The organism is Burkholderia sp. BCC1996 (assembly GCF_905339955.1).
Taxonomy (GTDB): domain Bacteria; phylum Pseudomonadota; class Gammaproteobacteria; order Burkholderiales; family Burkholderiaceae; genus Burkholderia.
Map to the genome: position 1 here is coordinate 35332 of NZ_CAJPHM010000009.1, position 14167 is coordinate 49498.

Below are 14167 nucleotides of genomic sequence, written 5' to 3' on the forward strand. Positions count from 1 at the left end.
GCCGCCGCGTTACGACAATGCGACGTCCGCCGCCAGCCCGGTCGGCGCGATCGCCACGTGCAGGGCGCGCTCGGGCCGCAACGTCACGTTCAGCGCCGCGCGCGGCGCCGCCATGCCGGGCGGCACGGACAATTCATGGCGCTGCAGGATCATCGCCGCCACCACCGTCATCTCCGTCATCGCCAGATGCTGCCCGAGGCACACGCGCGGCCCCGTGCCGAACGGCATGTAAGCGCCGCGCGGAATCGCCGGTGCGTCGTCGGCGAAGCGCTCGGGCCGGAAGGCCCGCGGTTCCGGAAACCATCGTGCATCGTGATGCATCAGCTGAATCGGCAGCATGAACAGCGTCCGCGCGGGAAACTGCCATGCGCCCAGCGCGACCGGCCGCAATGCGCGACGGCTGATCAGGATCGGTGCCGCCGGATACAGGCGCATCGTTTCCTCGAGCGTCTGCGTCAGGTAGCGCAACGCGGGGCGCGTGTCGGCGGTCGGCGCACGGCCGCCCAGCACGCGCACGACCTCGTCGCGCGCGGCGGCCTGTGCGGCCGGATTCGCGGCCATGTTCCACGCCCACCAGGTCAGCGTGGCCGCGGCCGTCTCGTGGCCGGCCAGGAATGCCGTCATGCACTCGTCGTGCACGGCCCGCAGCGGCCATGCGCGCCCGTCGGCACGGTGCAGCCGCAACAGGCGCGACAGCAGGTCGTCCGGCCAGCCGTGCTCCGGCATGTCGAGACGCGCACGCAGTTGCCGGTCGATCAGTCCGTTCAGCACCGCCAGCGCCCGCGCCTTGCCGCGCTTCCACGGCATCCAGTCCGGCGCGCTGGCCGGCTGGTAGAACTCCGCGTTCGCCGCCGCGCCGACCGTGCGCACGGCCTCTTCGGCAACGCGCGCGTGTGCGCCGATCGAATCCGAGAACATCGTGCGCATGATCACGTCCATCGCCAGCGACGTCAGCGCGCTCTCGACCGGCCAGTGTGCGTCGCACGCGGGCCACTGCGCGAGCGCACGACCGGCTGTCGCGGCGATCGACGGCACGAACGCCTGCACCGGCTTCGGCGCGAAGTTCGCCTGCAGCGCGTGCCGCTTGTCGCGCCATGCGTCGCCCTCGGCGACCAGCACGCTGTGCCCGTGAACCCGCGAGAACACGCGGATGCCGCGTTCCCAGCGCACGAACGCATCGTGATGCGTGACCAGCAGCTCGCGCACGAGCGCGGGATCGGTCACGACCACCGCATGTTCGGGCCACATGCGCAGGTGCACGACGTCGCCATGCGCACGCTGCCAGCCTGCGAGCGCGCCGGTCAGGTCGCGCGACATCGCGCGCAGCAGCGGCCACCCCGTCAGGCCGGCTCGCGGCCCCGGCGGCCATACGCCGGGCGGGTGAAGCATGGGCGACGCATCAGCGGCGTCCGCATGAAACGGGCATCGGGAAGAGGATCGTGGGTTCATGCTCCGGATTGTCCGGATCGACACGCCGCCGGTCTTGAACGCAAACGACATCGACACGTGCGGCGCCGGTCCCTATACTCCGGCGTCATGCCCTCCGGTCCGTCTCCGAATCCGACACCGTGTCCCGATCCGCACGCGCGTGCGCCGCGCGTGCGGTGCGACGGCCGGTCGCCGCCCACGCGGCTGTATCCGCCGCCGGCCGCGCTGCGAGGCGCGGTCGTCGCGATCGTCTGCCGCGACACGCGCGGCTTCACGTTGAGCGACGCGCAGCGGCTCACGCATTTCCCCGCGTCGCCGATCGTCTGCCTGTCGTGGTATCGCGGCTTCGACGTCGGGCTCGTCCGGCCCACGGGCGACGGCCCCGTATGGCGGCCGTTCGGCGCATCGGCGACGCTGTCGGGCAGCCAGTCGATGCCGGTCGCGAGCTGGGCGCCGACGGGCGGACAAGGCGGCATCGTCTGCCTGCATGCCGATGCTGCGCGCGCGCTGTTCGGCGTCGCGTTGCCGACGATCCACGACACCTTCGTCGATGCACATGCATGCCTCGACGACAGCTGGCGGCCGCTGCTCGATGCGCTCGCCGGTGCCGAGCACGACGACGACGCGCTGGCCGCGCTCGACCGACACCTCGCGCCGCGCTGGCATGCGCTGCGCGGCAGCGTGTCGCCGCTGTGGTCGCTGCGCGATGCCGGGCGCAGCTGGGTCGGGCGTCTCGCGTCGATCGCGCGCGAATGGCGGCACACCCACAGCCCGCGCCAGGTGGAACGGCGCATCAAGGCGTACAGCGGGCGCTCGTTGCGCGACTGGCAAATGCTGGTGCGCACCGAAGGCGTGTTCTTCGCCGCGCGCGACCGGCAGGACGCCGGACAACCGGTCGACTGGGCCGCGCTCGCGCTGGACGAAGGGTTCGCCGACCAGGCGCACCTGAGCCGCGCGACGCGGCGCATCACGGGCTTCTCGCCAACCGAGTTCGTGCGGCGCTTTGCCGAGGACGAATCGTTCTGGATGTACCGGCTCTGGGTGTGACCTGCCGCTGCACGTCGCGCGTCAACCGCCCGATTCGATGAACCCGCCATCGGGCGCCTGATGCGGCACGTACCAGCCGAAATACACCTCGGCCTCGACGATCCGGCCGTCGCGGACCCGCAACCGCTCCGCATTCCGGAACCGCCGGCCGGCGGTCGTCGCGGCTTCGTACACGACGAACACGTATTCGCCGTGCACGGCGACGTCGACGAACTCGAAACCGGCGAGCATCGCGCTGTTCGGCCAGCAGCGCGCGAGATACGCGTCGCGATCGAGCCGGTTGTCGAGCGGGCTCGTGAAATGGAAGTCCGGCGCGATCAGCGCTTCGATCGCATCGCGGTCCTTGTCGACATACGCGCGATAGCTGGCGCGCGCAACCTCACCGGGGTCCTCTGGCATCGTCGTTACCTCCGCAAAGAGTCGGGGCGACGCGACGGCACGCGTCGCCCCGAGGTATCGATGAAACGCGGGCGGGCGGCACGCGCGAGCGCGGCTCATCCTGCGTCCACAGATGGGCGCGCCCGCCCGGCTCGATGCCATTCACGAAAACCCGCACCGGCCGGTCCGCACGCGGCCCACCGTGCGTTCTGCCGCGTTCTGCCGCGTTCTGCCGCGTCCTGCCGCGTTGTGCCGCGCACAGCCGATGCCGCCGCTGCCGCGGTTGCCCGTTTCCGCACGCGCGGGCATGATGTCCGGCAGCGTGCCGGCCGCACCCGTCCGCTTCGGCGGCCGTCGGCGGCGTCGGCGGCGCAATCGGCACGTCGCCCCTGCACCGCCTCCGGCATCATCGAGCAATCCGCGTGCCGGTCCCGGCCGCCCCTCTCACCGAGCCCATGTCACTACGCGCATTCAGAACCCTGGTCGCGATCGCCCGATACCGCACCTTCGCGCGCGCCGGCGAAGCGATCGGGCTCACGCAGTCCGCCGTGAGCCTGCAGGTCAAGACGCTCGAAAGCGAATACGACGTCCGGCTGTTCGACCGCTCGCGCCGCCAGCCGGTACTCACCGAAGCCGGCAAGATCCTCGTCGCGCAGGCCGAGCAGGTGCTCGCGATGGTCGACCGGATTCCCGATGCGCTCAGCGACGAGAAGAAGCTCGTCGGCCGCCTGCGGATCGGCGCGATCCATACCGCGCTGTCCGGCCCGCTGCCCGATGCGCTGCTCGCGCTGCGCGATGCGCACCCGTCATTGCGCGTGCACGTATCGGCCGGCATGTCGGCCGAACTGGCGAACCGCGTCGCGGCCGGCGAACTCGACGCGGCGATCACGACGCGCCCGGTGCGCCCGCATCCGGCGGAACTGACGTGGACCACGCTGTACGAAGACCGCTTCTGGCTGCTCGCGCCGCCGCACTACGCGGAGCGCGACGCGGGCACGCTGCTCGAGGCGCTGCCGTTCATCCGCTTCGACGCGCAGGCGTGGGCCGGCCGGATGATCGCCGCCGAGCTGCGCCGCATCGGCGTGCGCGTGCGCGAGGAGATGGTGCTCGACAGCGCGGAGACGATCGCGCGGATGGTGGCGCGCGGGCTCGGCGCGGCGATCGTCGCGCTCCCCGACGCGACGCTCGCGCGGCTGCCGCCTGTCACGCGCTTGCCGTTCGGCCAGCCGCAGATGGGCCGCGCGGTCGTGCTGCTCGAACACCAGTCGCGTCCGGCCGAGCGTTTCGCACGTGCGCTGGCCGCCGAAGTCAGCGCATCATCGATGAGAATTTCTCATTGAACACCCGATAATTCACCATTATTCCTGCTGCTTGCGCGTGTTAACTTGGTGGCATCGTCACTCTTTCGCTTGCGTGCCGCCATGTTGCCCGCCGGATGGATTCCCGCTTCGTTCCGCCGCGCCGCCCGCCGGCCGTTCGGCCCGCGTCGCCTGAAGGCGCGTCGATGATCGGCCCGATCGTGCTCGCGCTCGCGCCGGTCGCGCTGCTGGTCGCGCTCGGCCACGGCCTGCGGCGCACGGGCTTCATCGCCGATGCGTTCTGGCCGCACGCCGAGCGGCTTTGCTATTACGTGCTGCTGCCCGCGCTGTTCGCGCACGGTCTCGCGACTGCGCGGCTGCAAGCGCTGCCCGTCTTGCCGCTCGCGGCGGCGCTGGTCGGCTCGACCGTGCTCGTCGCGGCGCTGCTTCTGCTGGTCCGCCGGTTCGTGCAGGTCGACGGCGCCGGGTTCACGTCGGTGTTCCAGGGCGCGGTGCGCTTCAACAACTATGTCGGCACCGCCCTCGCCGCCGGACTGTTCGGCGCGCACGGCATCGCGCTCGCGGCCGTGTGCGTCGCGGCGATCGTGCCGACCGTGAACCTGATGTGCGTGCTGGTGTTCGCGCGCTACGGCGACACGCGGCTCGGCGCGTGGGCGCTCGTGCGCCAGATCCTGTCGAATCCGCTCGTCGTCGGATGCGCGCTGGGGATCGCGATGCAGGCCGCCGGCCTCGCGTTTCCGGCCGCCGTCGAACCTGCCGTGCGCGCGCTCGGCGCCGCATCGATGCCGCTCGGCCTGCTGTGCGTGGGCGCGGCACTGAAGTTCGACGCGGCGCGCGGATGGATGCAGCCGATGTGCATCGCGTCGGCGTTCAAGTTCATGGCGATGCCGCTCGCCACGCTCGCGGCCGGCCGCCTGTTCGGGCTCGGCGATGCCGCGCTGACCATCGCGCTGCTGTTCCAGGCGCTGCCGACTTCGTCCTCGTCGTACATCATGGCGCGCCAGCTCGGCGGCGACGCGCCGCTGATGGCCGGCATCACCGCGTTCCAGACGATCGCCGCCGCGCTCGCGATGCCGGCCGTGCTGACGGCGCTCGCGTCGGCGCCGGTGTTTCGCTGACGGCGTGGCACCGTTGCCGAACGCAACGAGATCGGCAATCGCGATTCAACAGCCACCGGACCGACCTGAATCCGCCCGTCGCGGAGTCGATATCGTGCGCCGCGATCGCACAGGCATCGCCGTCGCGCTGCCCGGCGAGCCGTTGTCCGAGTCGATGCTCGCCGACGGCGCGCGTGATCGCGGGGCGTCGCACCGCCCCATCGCGCGCGGCGTTGATGCACGCAGCACACGCGGTGCCGCTTGGCGCTGCTGCGGGGACGGATGTCGAATCCCGCTGCGCGCGCACGACCGCCGCGACGTTGCGCGACGCCTACGCGCCGCCGATGCGCCCCCGGTTCTTCTCGCAGCCCCGCGAAAAACCGCCTATGGTGAATGAAGCGGGTCCGTTCCGCCGTCATTCGACTTCGCGTCGCTCGCACCGGCGGCCACGGCGCCGCGTTCCGGCACCATTCCCCGCGCTCGCGCGCACGCCCGGCCGTGCGCGCGAGCGCGCCGCCCACCGGACTACAAGGAGGTAATCATGAAAGCCGTGCTGCTCGTCAGCTCCGCCCTGCTCGCCATGGCGTCCGTTTCGGCCTCGGCGCAAGGCTCGATCACCAAGGTCGAAAACGGCGCGCTCGTCGCCGCGAACGGAATGACCGTCTACACCTTCGACCAGGACAAGCCCAACGCCGGCACCAGCGCATGCAAGGGCCAATGCGAGTCCTTCTGGCCGCCGTACAAGGCCAGCGCGACCGACGTCCCGGTCGGCCCCTACACGATCGTCAAGCGCGACGACGGCAGCCCGCAATGGGCCTACAAGGGCAAGCCGCTGTACTTCTTCGCGAAGGACATGAAACAGGGCGACCGCAACGGCGACAACTTCAAGAACATGTGGCACGTGGTCGCGCCGTAAGCGTTCTTTCCCCGTCTTCAGCGTCGGCACGACCGCCGCACATGTAAAAAGGCCCGCCCCGATCGTCGACCGGGGCGGGCTCGTGCGCTCTTGCGCGGGCCGCGTGGCGACACACGCCGAGCGGCGCGCGTCGCGTTGCGGCCCGATCGCGCGTCAGCGCGTCAGCGGTTCGACGGGAAGCTGAACACCGTCCCTTCGCGCACGCCGGCCGACGGCCAGCGCTGCGTGATCGTCTTGCGCTTCGTATAGAACCGCACCGCATCCGGGCCGTACGCGTGGAGATCACCGAACAGCGAGCGCTTCCAGCCGCCGAACGAGTGGTACGCGACCGGCACCGGCAGCGGCACGTTGATGCCCACCATGCCGATCTGGATGTTGTCGCTGAAGTAGCGCGCCGCTTCGCCGTCACGCGTGAACAGGCACGTGCCGTTGCCGTATTCGTGCGCGTCGATCAGCGCCATCGCCTCGTCGAGCGACTTCAGGCGGATCACGCCGAGCACCGGCCCGAAGATCTCGTGCTGATAGATCGGCATGCCGGGCTTCACGTTGTCGAACAGGCACGGGCCGAGGTAGTAGCCGCCGTCGTGGCCGTCGACCTTCACGCCGCGGCCGTCGACGACGAGCGTCGCGCCGGCCGCCACGCCCGCCTCGACGAAACCCGTCACCTTCTCGAAATGCTGCTGCGTGACGAGCGGCCCCATGTCGACGCCGGCCCCGTTGCCCGGGCCGACCTTCATCTTCGCGATCTCGGCCTGCAGGCCTTCGACCACCTTGTCGCCGGTTTCCTCGCCGATCGCGACGACCAGCGGAATCGCCATGCAGCGCTCGCCGCACGAGCCGTACGCGGCGCCCATCAGCGCGTTCACCGCGTTGCCGATGTCGGCGTCGGGCATCACGACCGCGAAGTTCTTCGCGCCGCCGAGCGCCTGCACGCGCTTGCCGTGCGCACAGCCGGTCGAGTAGATGTATTCGGCGATCGGCGTCGAGCCGACGAAGCTCACCGCCTTCACGCGCGGGTCGGTCAGGAGCGTGTCGACGGCTTCCTTGTCGCCGTTCACGACGTTCAGCACGCCCGGCGGCAGGCCGGCCTCGAGCGCGAGCTCGGCCATGCGCAGCGTCGACGACGGCGTGCGCTCGGACGGCTTCAGCACGAACGCGTTGCCGCACGCGACGGCCATCGGCCACATCCACAGCGGCACCATCACCGGGAAGTTGAACGGCGTGATGCCGGCGGCCACGCCGAGCGCCTGGAATTCGCTCCACGAATCGATCGCGGGGCCGACGTTCTTGCTGTGCTCGCCCTTCAGCAGCTCGGGCACGTAGGACGCGTATTCGACGTTCTCGATCCCGCGCTGCAGTTCGCCCATCGCGTCGGCGAGCACCTTGCCGTGCTCGGCGGTAATCAGCGCGCACAGTTCGTCCGCATGCTCCTCGAGCAGCGTCTTGAAGCGGCTCATCACGCGCGCGCGCTTCAGCGGCGGCGTATTGCGCCACGCCGGGAACGCGGCCTGCGCGGACGCGATCGCGGCTTCGACGGTCAGCTTGTCGGCGAGCGCGACGCTCTTGTGCGATTCGCCGGTGGCCGGGTCGAACACCGGCTGGACGCGGCTGCCGCCGTCGACGCGCTTGCCGTCGATCAGGTGGCCGAGGGTGGAGGTCACATTGCTGTCGTGTTTCATCGTTCAGGCTCTTTCGTGAATTCGGTTGTCGCGGGAAAAGGGCCGCGGCTCAGTCCACTTCGTTCAGCGCATCGGACAGCGCGTTCACGAGGTTGTCGATCTCGCGCTTCTCGGCGATGAACGGCGGCGCGAGCTGGATCGTGTCGCCGCCGTAGCGCACGTAGAAGCCCTTCGCCCAGCAGCGCATCGCGATCTCGTACGGGCGCCGTGCCGGCTCGCCCGGCAGCGCCGCGATCGTCAGGCCGGCCGCCAGCCCGTAGTTGCGGATGTCGGTGATATGGCGCTGGCCCTTCAGCCCGTGCACGGCCGCCTCGAAATGCGGCGCGAGATCGCGCACGCGGGCCACCGCGTCTTCCTTCACGAGCAGGTCGAGCGCCGCGACGCCGGCCGCGCACGCGACCGGGTGCGCCGAATACGTGTAGCCGTGCGGGAACTCGAGCATGTACTCGGGGCCGCCCGCGGCCATGAACGTGTCGTAGATTTCCTTCGTCGCGATCACGCCGCCGAGCGGCTGCACGCCGTTCGTCACCTGTTTCGCGAAGTTCATGATGTCCGGCACCACGCCGAACGCGTCGGCGCCCGTCATCGCGCCGGCACGGCCGAAACCCGTGATGACTTCGTCGAAGATCAGCAGGATGTCGTGCGCGGTACAGATGTCGCGCAGGCGCTTCAGATAGCCCTTCGGCGGGATCACCACGCCCGCCGAGCCGGAGAACGGCTCGACGATCACGGCCGCGATGTTCGACGCGTCGTGCAGCGTGATCAGGTCGAGCAGGCGGTCGGCCAGGTCGGCGCCGTTTTCCGGCATCCCGCGCGAGAACCGGTTTTCCGCGAGCTGCGTGTGCGGCAGGAAATCGGCGTCGATGCCCTGGCCGAACAGCTTGCGGTTCGCGCCGATCCCGCCGACCGAGATGCCGCCGAAGTTCACGCCGTGATAGCCCTTCTCGCGGCCGATCAGGCGCGTTTTCGTGCCCTTGCCCTTGGCGCGCCAGTACGCGCGGGCCATTTTCAGCGACGTGTCGGCCGCTTCCGAGCCCGAGCCGGTGAAGAACACGTAGTCGAGGCCGGCCGGCGTCAGGTCCTTGATCTTGTTCGCGAGCTCGAACGACTTCGGATGACCGAACTGGAACGCCGGCGCGTAGTCGAGCTGCGCGACCTGGCGGCTCACGGCTTCCGTGATTTCCGTGCGGCCGTGACCGAGGCCCGTGCACCACAGGCCCGACAGGCCGTCGAAGATCTTGCGGCCTTCGCCATCCGTGTAATACGCGCCCTTCGCCGACACGATCATGCGCGGATCGGACTTGAACTGGCGGTTCGCCGTGAACGGCATCCAGTGGGCGTCGAGCCATGCGGCGTCGGTGCGGAGGTTCGTCTCTTCCTGCTGCTTGGCGATGGTCGTATCGGTCATGTCGGTCGGCGCGGCGCGCCCCTCCTTCTTGTGTTGATGTTGCGCATTGTCGGGACGACAATTAGTCTCTTCAATATCGCAATATCAATGTTCACTTGCTCATCTATGCAAGCAAAGAAACCGAAGAGCCGCGCGCTGCTCGGGCAGCTCAGCGACATGGATCTGCGGCTGCTGCGGGTCTTCAAGGGCGTCGTGCAGTGCGGCGGGATGGCGGCGGCCGAACTCGAGCTGAATATCGGCATCTCGACGATCAGCCGGCACGTGAAGGATCTGGAAACGCGCCTCGGCCTCGTGCTGTGCCGACGCGGCCGCGCCGGCTTCACGCTGACCGCCGAGGGGCAGACCGTCTACGAGGAAACCCTGCGCCTACTCGCGTCGATGGAGGCATTTCGCAGCAGGATCGACGGCATTCACGACAAGATGGGCGGAGAACTGCACGTCGCCGTGTTCGACAAGACCGCCACCAACCCGCAGGCGCGGCTCCGCGACGCGATCCGCCAGTTCGCGGACGAGGCGCCCGACGTCGCGCTGAACCTGCATGTCGCGTCGATCAACGAGGTCGAGCGCGGGATCATCGACGGCAGCTATCAGGTCGGGATCATCCCCGCGCACCGCAGCTCGGGCAGCCTCGTGTATTCGGAACTGTTCGACGAGCGGATGCTGCTGTACTGCGGCCGCCAGCACCCGCTGTTCGACGCGCCGCACGGCAAGCTCACGTGGACGACGATCCGCAACCATGCGTTCGCCGGGCTCGGCTTCCATTCGCCGAACATGGAACTGAGCCATCGCGCGAAGCTCACGCGCAGCGCGACGGCGTCGGACCAGGAATCGATCGCGACGCTGATCCTGTCCGGCCGCTATCTCGGCTTCCTGCCCGACCATTACGCGGAGAGCTTCGAAAACAAGGGGCTGATGCAGCCGATCGCGCCGCACCGCTTCAACTACCGGTGCCGGTTCGTGAGCCTGCTGCGGCGCTCGCCGCGGCCGTCGCGGGCGGCGCTGCTGTTCCAGTCTTGCCTGGAAGCCGCGCATGCGGCGCCGCAGCCGGGCGACGACAGCGCCGCCGCATAGCCCGGTTCAGGCTTCGCCCGCGCTGGCGTCCGGCCGCGGCCGTGGCTCCCGCCCGCTCGCGCTCTGCGATAATGCGCACTTCCCCGTTTCCGCTCTCCCTCCGCCATGACGCAGCCGTCCGCCCCGCTCTCCACCGACCTGCCGCCGATTTCGTGCCTGCCCGGCGACGCGCTGCCGTGGCTGCCGATGAGCGCCGACCTGCCGGGGCTCGCGATCAAGTATCTGCATATCAATGCGGCGGAAGACACGCTGACCGCGCTGCTGAAGATGCCGGCCGGCGGCACGCTGCCGCGCCATCGCCACGACGGCGAGGTGTTCGTCCATACGCTGCAGGGTGCGTGGCGCTACCGCGAGTACGAATGGGTCGCGCAGGCCGGCTCGACGGTGCTCGAACCGGCGGGGTCGGTGCACACGCCGGAAACGCTCGGCGCGCCCGGCGACGACGTGATCACGCTCAACGTGATGCGCGGCGACCTGGTGCTGCTCGACGACGACGGCCGCGAGACCGCGCGCGAGAATTGCCGCGTCGCGCTGCTGCGCCAGCGCAAGCATGCGCGTACCGCGCCGCACGATGCGGCGCCGTTTGTTACGCGATAAGTCATGCGATAAACAGGCGAGAGCGTCGCGTCACGATCCGCACGGTGCCGGCACGCGCCTGCGCGCGGATGGCCGCCGGCGCACTTCGCCAGCGACGCCGCCTCCCGGTGCCTTACCGAAAACGCCGGAAAAATCGGCGAATATCGCCGGCCAGCAGGTCCGGTTCTTCCATCGCGGCAAAATGCCCGCCGCTCGGCATGTCGGCCCACTGCACGACGTCGAACACCCGTTCGAGCCAGCTGCGCGGCGGGCGGCTGATTTCCTTCGGAAAGCGCGCGAACGCGACGGGCACCGCTACGCGTTCCCCGGCCGCGAAGCGCATCGGCTGCAGCCGGTTTTCCCAATACATCTGCATTGCCGAGCCGATGCTGCCGGTAAACCAGTAGAGCGAGATGCCGGTCAGCAGCGTGTCGTGCGAAAACCGCCGCGCGACGTCGCCGTCGCAATCGCTCCACGCGCGGAATTTCTCGGCGATCCACGCGGCCAGCCCGGCCGGCGAGTCGTTGAGCGCGACGGCCAGCGTCTGCGGCTTCGTCATGTGCACATGCGCGTATCCGCCCTCCAGCGCGGCCCACTCTCCGCGCTGCGTCACGAAGGCCCGTTCGTCCTCGGTGAGCGGCGAAGCCGCGTCGGCCGGAGGCTCGTAGCTGCCGGGCAGGTAGTTCAGATGAATGCCGTCCACCACGTCGGGATGTCGCGCGCCGAGCGCAATCGACACGCCTGCGCCGAGATCGCCGCCTTGCGCGCCGAAGCGGCGATATCCGAGCCCGGACATCAACGCCGCCCAACTGTCGGCGACCTGAAATGCCGACATGCCGGGCGCCGCGGGCGCGGGCGAGAACGCGAAGCCCGGAAGCGACGGCGCGACGACGTCGAACGCGTCGTGCGGATCGCCGCCGAACGCGGCCGGATCGCACAGGCGATCGATCAGCGCGTCGAACTCGAATACGGAGCCCGGCCAGCCGTGCGTGATGACGAGCGGATACGGCTTCGGCCCCGCCCCGCGCCGATGGATGAAATGCACGCGTTGCCCGCCTGCGTCCGCGACGAACTGCGGCAGCCTGTTCAGCGCGCGCTCCGCCGCACGCCAGTCGAAGCGCTCGGCCCAGTACGCGACCAGTTCGCGCAGCCACGCGCCATCCACACCCTGCTGCCACGGGTCGGCGGGCGTCAGCAGCGGTGCGCGCATGTCGCGCAGGCGCCGACGCAGGTCGTCGAGCGCGCGATCGGGAATCGCAATGTTGAACGGGGCGGCGTGCATGGTGTCTCCTCGCGAGGAATGCGGGAGATTCTGCGCGATTTTCCCGACCCGCGCTGGCGGCTCGCGCGTCAGGCCGATTCGCGCTCGTCTACCCGCGCGTCGCGCCGCACCGCCTGCGGCGGCACGCCGAAACCGCGCACGAACGCGTCGCGCAGGTGGCGCCGGTCGCGAAAACCGTTCTCCTTCGCGATCACGTCGAGCGAGTGCCGGCTCTGCTCGATCATCAGCCGCGCGGCCTCGAGCCGCAGCCGCTCGATCGCCTTCGCCGGCGACTGCCCGGTTTCCAGCGTGAACACGCGGCTGAACTGGCGCGGACTCAGGTGGACGGCGTCGGCCAGTTCCTCGACGGTCAGCGCGCGGCCGAGGTTCTGCCGCGCATAGTTGAGCGCGTTCTGGATCCGGTCCGATTTCGGCGCGAGCTCCAGCATTTCCGAATGCTGCGACTGCCCGCCCGAGCGGCGCTGGTGCATCACGAGCTTGCGCGCGACCGAGCGCGCGGCGTCCGCGCCGAGATCCTTCTCCACCATCGCGAGCGTCAGGTCGAGGCCGGCCGTCATCCCGGCCGACGTCCAGATCGGGCCGTCGACGATGTAGATCCGGTCCTCCTCGACACGAATGTCCGGAAAGTGCTTCTGCATCTCGCGGCCGTACGCCCAGTGCGTCGTCGCGCGGCGCTGCGCGAGCAGCCCGGCCTCGGCGAGCACGAACGCGCCCGTGCAGATGCCGGCGACCCGCCGCGCGCGCGCGTTCGCGCGCCGCAGGAACGCGACGACGCCGGCCGGCGCCGGCGATGCGAGCGGATCGTTGACGCCCGCGACGATCCACGTATCGACGTCGACCCGGCCGCTGAGCGCGCGCGTCGCGACCGACAACCCGAGCGACGAGCGCACGTCGCCACCCTCGACGGAATAGTTGTCCATCACGTAGAACGGTTCGCCCGCGGCCAGGTTCGCGTACTCGAACACCGACTGTGTGGCGAGCGCCATGATCTGGAAGCCGTCGCTGATCAGAAAGCCGATGCGGTGCATGCGTGTCTCCGGTGGCGGGCGGCACGATCGGCACCCGATGTCCTGAATCATACCCATCTACGTCATTTGTGTCGCCGCGATTCGAGGCCAGAATGCCTTCACGCACTCACCCTTTCCTCGACACGGAGCGACATCATGACTGAAGCACATCGCGGTACCGCCGTCATCACCGGCGCATCGTCCGGCATCGGCGCGATCTATGCGGACCGCCTCGCGCGCCGCGGCTACGACCTGATCCTGGTCGCGCGCAACCGCGACCGGCTGGCCGCGCTCGCCGAGCGCATCACGAACGACACGCAGCGCAGCGTCGAGATCGTCGGCGCCGACCTCAACGACCGCGCGGCGCTCGCCGCCGTCGAAGCGAAGCTGAAGCAGGACGCGAGCATCACGCTGCTCGTCAACAACGCGGGCGTCGGCACGCACACGCCGCTGCTCGACAGCGACGTCGACGCGATGACGCGGCTGCTCGACCTGAACGTGACCGCGCTCACGCGCCTGACCTATGCAGCCGTGCCCGGCTTCGTCGCGCGCGGCCGCGGTGCCGTGATCAACATCTCGTCGATCGTCGCGCTGTCGCCGGAAACGCTCAATGGCGTCTATGGCGGCAGCAAGGCATTCGTGCTCGCGTTCAGCCAGTCGCTGCATCACGAACTCGCGGACCACGGCGTGCAGGTGCAGGCCGTGCTGCCCGGCGCGACGGCCACCGACTTCTGGCAGACCGGCGGCCTGCCGCTCGAACATCTGCCGAAGGAGATCGTGATGCCGGCGTCCGACCTGGTCGACGCGGCGCTGGTCGGCTTCGACCGCCGCGAACTCGTGACGATTCCGTCGCTGCACGCGGCCGACGAATGGGATGCGTTCGAGGCCGCGCGCCGCACGATGGCGCCGCATCTGTCGACCGATTCGCCGGCGCCGCGCTATGCGGCCGCCCGCTGAGG

The 14167-nt window shown here is 69.8% G+C and carries 13 protein-coding genes; 7 read left to right on the top strand and 6 right to left on the bottom strand.

The genetic code is table 11. The annotated features are described in order from the left end of the window. Positions 1–9: 9 nt before the first annotated feature. Positions 10–1317 carry a cytochrome P450 gene (locus U4Z64_RS15100; protein ID WP_415750578.1) on the bottom strand — a complete coding sequence of 436 codons (1308 nt, stop codon included), beginning with the start codon at positions 1315–1317 and terminating at the stop codon, positions 10–12. A gap of 219 nt (positions 1318–1536) precedes the next feature. On the opposite strand from U4Z64_RS15100, the gene U4Z64_RS15105 reads away from it, so the two are divergent. Further along, positions 1537–2475 (top strand): helix-turn-helix domain-containing protein, encoded by a 939-nt coding sequence (locus U4Z64_RS15105; RefSeq protein ID WP_321820360.1) that lies wholly within the window; start codon positions 1537–1539, stop codon positions 2473–2475. A 21-nt stretch (positions 2476–2496) separates the two neighbouring features. On the opposite strand, the gene U4Z64_RS15110 is transcribed toward U4Z64_RS15105, so the two are convergent. After that, on the bottom strand, positions 2497–2874 hold the full coding sequence (locus U4Z64_RS15110; RefSeq protein ID WP_044843042.1) for a nuclear transport factor 2 family protein: 378 nt from the start codon (positions 2872–2874) through the stop codon (positions 2497–2499). 434 nt (positions 2875–3308) lie between these two features. On the opposite strand from U4Z64_RS15110, the gene U4Z64_RS15115 reads away from it, so the two are divergent. The 3 genes from U4Z64_RS15115 to U4Z64_RS15125 all read left to right on the top strand — a co-directional run bounded on the left by U4Z64_RS15115 (position 3309) and on the right by U4Z64_RS15125 (position 6185). After that, complete coding sequence (locus U4Z64_RS15115) at positions 3309–4193, top strand: LysR substrate-binding domain-containing protein (protein ID WP_124484892.1); 885 nt, start codon at positions 3309–3311, stop codon at positions 4191–4193. Positions 4194–4357: 164 nt separating this feature from the next. Further along, entirely contained in the window at positions 4358–5290 is a 933-nt protein-coding gene (locus tag U4Z64_RS15120) for an AEC family transporter (RefSeq protein WP_044843150.1), read from the top strand. A gap of 520 nt (positions 5291–5810) precedes the next feature. Beyond that, positions 5811–6185 carry a hypothetical protein gene (locus tag U4Z64_RS15125; protein WP_044843040.1) on the top strand — a complete coding sequence of 125 codons (375 nt, stop codon included), beginning with the start codon at positions 5811–5813 and terminating at the stop codon, positions 6183–6185. A gap of 161 nt (positions 6186–6346) precedes the next feature. Here U4Z64_RS15125 and U4Z64_RS15130 read toward each other — a convergent pair whose 3' ends face one another. Beyond that, the gene (locus U4Z64_RS15130) at positions 6347–7864 is read right to left on the bottom strand and encodes a CoA-acylating methylmalonate-semialdehyde dehydrogenase (protein WP_321810878.1); all 1518 of its coding nucleotides are present in this window, start codon (positions 7862–7864) and stop codon (positions 6347–6349) included. Between the two features lie 49 nt (positions 7865–7913). Further along, on the bottom strand, positions 7914–9272 hold the full coding sequence (locus tag U4Z64_RS15135) for an aspartate aminotransferase family protein (RefSeq protein ID WP_321820361.1): 1359 nt from the start codon (positions 9270–9272) through the stop codon (positions 7914–7916). 105 nt (positions 9273–9377) lie between these two features. Here U4Z64_RS15135 and U4Z64_RS15140 point away from each other — a divergent pair, with 105 nt between their 5' ends. Both U4Z64_RS15140 and U4Z64_RS15145 read left to right on the top strand, forming a co-directional pair. Further along, positions 9378–10343, top strand: coding sequence for a LysR family transcriptional regulator (locus U4Z64_RS15140; RefSeq protein ID WP_321820362.1), 966 nt, complete (start codon positions 9378–9380; stop codon positions 10341–10343). Between the two features lie 105 nt (positions 10344–10448). Further along, a complete protein-coding gene (locus tag U4Z64_RS15145; protein ID WP_044843036.1) occupies positions 10449–10940 on the top strand; it encodes a 2,4'-dihydroxyacetophenone dioxygenase family protein in 492 nt (163 codons plus the stop codon). 112 nt (positions 10941–11052) lie between these two features. Here U4Z64_RS15145 and U4Z64_RS15150 read toward each other — a convergent pair whose 3' ends face one another. Together U4Z64_RS15150 and U4Z64_RS15155 are read right to left on the bottom strand one after the other, a co-directional pair. Beyond that, positions 11053–12201, bottom strand: a complete 1149-nt coding sequence (locus U4Z64_RS15150; protein WP_321820363.1) for an epoxide hydrolase — start codon at positions 12199–12201, stop codon at positions 11053–11055. A 68-nt stretch (positions 12202–12269) separates the two neighbouring features. After that, a complete protein-coding gene (locus U4Z64_RS15155) occupies positions 12270–13229 on the bottom strand; it encodes a GlxA family transcriptional regulator (RefSeq protein WP_124920554.1) in 960 nt (319 codons plus the stop codon). Positions 13230–13364: 135 nt separating this feature from the next. On the opposite strand from U4Z64_RS15155, the gene U4Z64_RS15160 reads away from it, so the two are divergent. After that, positions 13365–14165, top strand: coding sequence for an SDR family NAD(P)-dependent oxidoreductase (locus U4Z64_RS15160; RefSeq protein ID WP_044843034.1), 801 nt, complete (start codon positions 13365–13367; stop codon positions 14163–14165). Positions 14166–14167 lie beyond the last annotated feature (2 nt).

What these genes read in the sequence shown, in the direction of transcription:
- U4Z64_RS15105 (WP_321820360.1), top strand. Translation starts at nt 1,537, where the DNA reads ATGCCCTCCGGTCCGTCTCCGAATCCGACACCGTGTCCCGATCCGCAC.
- U4Z64_RS15140 (WP_321820362.1), top strand. Translation starts at nt 9,378, where the DNA reads ATGCAAGCAAAGAAACCGAAGAGCCGCGCGCTGCTCGGGCAGCTCAGC.
- U4Z64_RS15100 (WP_415750578.1), bottom strand. Translation starts at nt 1,317, where the DNA reads ATGTCGCGCGACCTGACCGGCGCGCTCGCAGGCTGGCAGCGTGCGCAT.
- U4Z64_RS15115 (WP_124484892.1), top strand. Translation starts at nt 3,309, where the DNA reads ATGTCACTACGCGCATTCAGAACCCTGGTCGCGATCGCCCGATACCGC.
- U4Z64_RS15145 (WP_044843036.1), top strand. Translation starts at nt 10,449, where the DNA reads ATGACGCAGCCGTCCGCCCCGCTCTCCACCGACCTGCCGCCGATTTCG.
- U4Z64_RS15160 (WP_044843034.1), top strand. Translation starts at nt 13,365, where the DNA reads ATGACTGAAGCACATCGCGGTACCGCCGTCATCACCGGCGCATCGTCC.
- U4Z64_RS15135 (WP_321820361.1), bottom strand. Translation starts at nt 9,272, where the DNA reads ATGACCGATACGACCATCGCCAAGCAGCAGGAAGAGACGAACCTCCGC.
- U4Z64_RS15125 (WP_044843040.1), top strand. Translation starts at nt 5,811, where the DNA reads ATGAAAGCCGTGCTGCTCGTCAGCTCCGCCCTGCTCGCCATGGCGTCC.
- U4Z64_RS15150 (WP_321820363.1), bottom strand. Translation starts at nt 12,201, where the DNA reads ATGCACGCCGCCCCGTTCAACATTGCGATTCCCGATCGCGCGCTCGAC.
- U4Z64_RS15110 (WP_044843042.1), bottom strand. Translation starts at nt 2,874, where the DNA reads ATGCCAGAGGACCCCGGTGAGGTTGCGCGCGCCAGCTATCGCGCGTAT.
- U4Z64_RS15120 (WP_044843150.1), top strand. Translation starts at nt 4,358, where the DNA reads ATGATCGGCCCGATCGTGCTCGCGCTCGCGCCGGTCGCGCTGCTGGTC.
- U4Z64_RS15155 (WP_124920554.1), bottom strand. Translation starts at nt 13,229, where the DNA reads ATGCACCGCATCGGCTTTCTGATCAGCGACGGCTTCCAGATCATGGCG.
- U4Z64_RS15130 (WP_321810878.1), bottom strand. Translation starts at nt 7,864, where the DNA reads ATGAAACACGACAGCAATGTGACCTCCACCCTCGGCCACCTGATCGAC.